Here is a 1,962-nt window from a genome sequence, read left to right as displayed (position 1 = left end):
GGAACGTCTCGCGCGCGCGCACGCGCTCGACCGCGCGCGCGAGACGTTCCAGCGCGATGGGCTTGACCACGTAGTCCACGGCCCCTTCCTCGAAGGCGGCGAGCGCATGTTCGCCGTAGGCCGTCACAAACACGACGTGCGTCCGCGCACCGAACACGCGCGCCAGTTCCAGGCCGTCCAGGCCCGGCATGCGGATGTCGAGGAAGGCCACGTCCGGCATCCATTCGCGGCCCAGGCGCAGCGCCTCGATGCCATCCTGCGCGGCGGCGATCTGCGCGTCCGGCCACAAACGTTCCAGCGCTTCGACGAGTTCCGCGCGCAACAGCGGTTCGTCGTCGGCGACGAGGATGCGGGGCGCCGTCATGCCATCACCTCCAGCGCGGCGGTCGCCGGCAGCGTCAGCACCGCTTCCGTCAGGCCGCCGTCGCCGCGGCGCAGGACGAAGCCGGCGCGCGCGCCATACAACGCTTGCAAGCGCTCGCGCAGGTTGCGCAGGCCGACGCCGCTGCCCAGCGTGGTCTCGCCGATGCCGGCGCCGTCGTCGGCGACGACGATGGTCAACACGCCGTGCTCGCGGCCGGCAGTCACGGCGATGCGCACGGTGCCCGGCTTCGGCTCGACGCCATGGCGCACGGCGTTTTCCACGAGCGTCATCAGGAGCAGCGGCGGCATCGACACGGCCGCCAGGTCGGATGGGCAATCGAGCCGGCATTGCAGCCGCTCGCCGAAGCGGATCGCCATCAGCGCCAGGTAGTGGCCGGCCAGTTCGAATTCGCGGCCCAGCGTCGACGCCTGGCTGCGCATGTCGGGCAGTGCGCTGTGCAGGTAGGCGATCAGGTGTTCCAGCATCTCGACGGCGCGCGGCGGCTGGTGGCGCGCGAGGTAGCGCGTGTTGGCGAGCGTGTTGTACAGGAAGTGCGGTTCGACCTGGGCCTGCAGCGCTTTCAGCTCCGCCGCGAGCGCCGCGTTGCGCAGGTCCGCCAGCTGCTGCGCGCGGGCGCGGGTGCGGGCGAACCACAGCGGCAATCCGAGCACGGCCACGTTCACGCCGAAGACGCAGGCCAGCAGTTGCTGGTCGGGCAGCGCTTGCACGTCCCACGCCGCGAGCACGTGCCGGTATGCCGGCAGCACGGCCCACGCGCCGGCGCCGGTCGCGGCCAGCAGCAGGATCATGGCCCCGGTCCAGCCGAGCCGGCGCGCGGCCAGCAGCAGCAACATGCACGCGACGAAGCCCGGCACCACGATCGCGCCGAACAAGGCCAGCAAGGCGTAGCGCTCCAGCAGCAGCGCGCCGCCCGCGACGAGCGCCAGGCACAGGAGGCTGAGCAGCCCCTGGCGCCACGTGCAACCGTACTGGCGGCGGATGGCGCGGGCGCAGTCGTCGCCGGTCATCGATTCGCTCACAAGGTCGGCGTGGTCGGGATGGCGGCCTGTGGCGGCATCTTGTCGACCGGGACCTCGTTGCCGACGGTCTCGAATGCGACCGGCTCCATCCACACCTGGCCCGTGCCGCCGCCGATGGCGCCGAACACGATCAGCGCCGCGTTGACCGGGACATCCAGCACGATGCTGCGCTCCTGCCAGCCGGTGGTGCCCTTGACCGGCTGGCTCTTGGTGTTATAAAAGGCGACCGTCTTGCCTTCGTGCGTATCGACACGCATCCACAATCCCGCCCAGTCGCTTATCGCCTCGGTACGCAGGCGCGCGCGGAACCGCACGCGCTGGCCAAGGTAGCGCTGCGCCTGGACAGGCTGGACCAGGGCTGCCCACGCCTTGGGATCGTTCGTCTTACTGCGCAAGAACTTGGCCCCGCGCCCTTCCGGCGACGTGTCCACGCCCGCCGTGAATTTGTCGGGATTTGCACCGGTCACGTGCCAGCTCGGCGGCAACGGCGCGGGCGTCGCGGCCAGCGCCAGGACGGTCGTGGCGGCCGCGTAGCTGGCACGTGACCGGTGCAAATCC

General features: G+C 71.0%; 3 protein-coding genes. All 3 read right to left on the bottom strand.

Annotated elements, in window-relative coordinates:
* A partial coding sequence (locus tag ACEN88_RS30345; RefSeq protein ID WP_413345697.1) for a LytR/AlgR family response regulator transcription factor occupies positions 1-364 on the bottom strand: 364 nt, incomplete at its 3' end.
* On the bottom strand, positions 361-1,392 hold the full coding sequence (locus tag ACEN88_RS30340; protein ID WP_413345695.1) for a sensor histidine kinase: 1,032 nt from the start codon (positions 1,390-1,392) through the stop codon (positions 361-363). The genes ACEN88_RS30340 and ACEN88_RS30345, both read right to left, overlap by 4 nt.
* Positions 1,393-1,400: 8 nt before the next feature.
* On the bottom strand, positions 1,401-1,962 hold a 562-nt coding region (locus ACEN88_RS30335), incomplete at its 5' end, for a transcriptional regulator (protein ID WP_413345693.1).

Source organism: Massilia sp. CT11-108 (assembly GCF_047302915.1).
Classification (GTDB): Bacteria; Pseudomonadota; Gammaproteobacteria; order Burkholderiales; family Burkholderiaceae_D; genus Telluria; species Telluria orientalis.
Note: the sequence above shows the minus strand (reverse complement) of the source record. Positions and strands in the feature narration are given on the sequence as shown.

What these genes read in the sequence shown, in the direction of transcription:
- ACEN88_RS30340 (WP_413345695.1), bottom strand. Translation starts at nt 1,392, where the DNA reads ATGACCGGCGACGACTGCGCCCGCGCCATCCGCCGCCAGTACGGTTGC.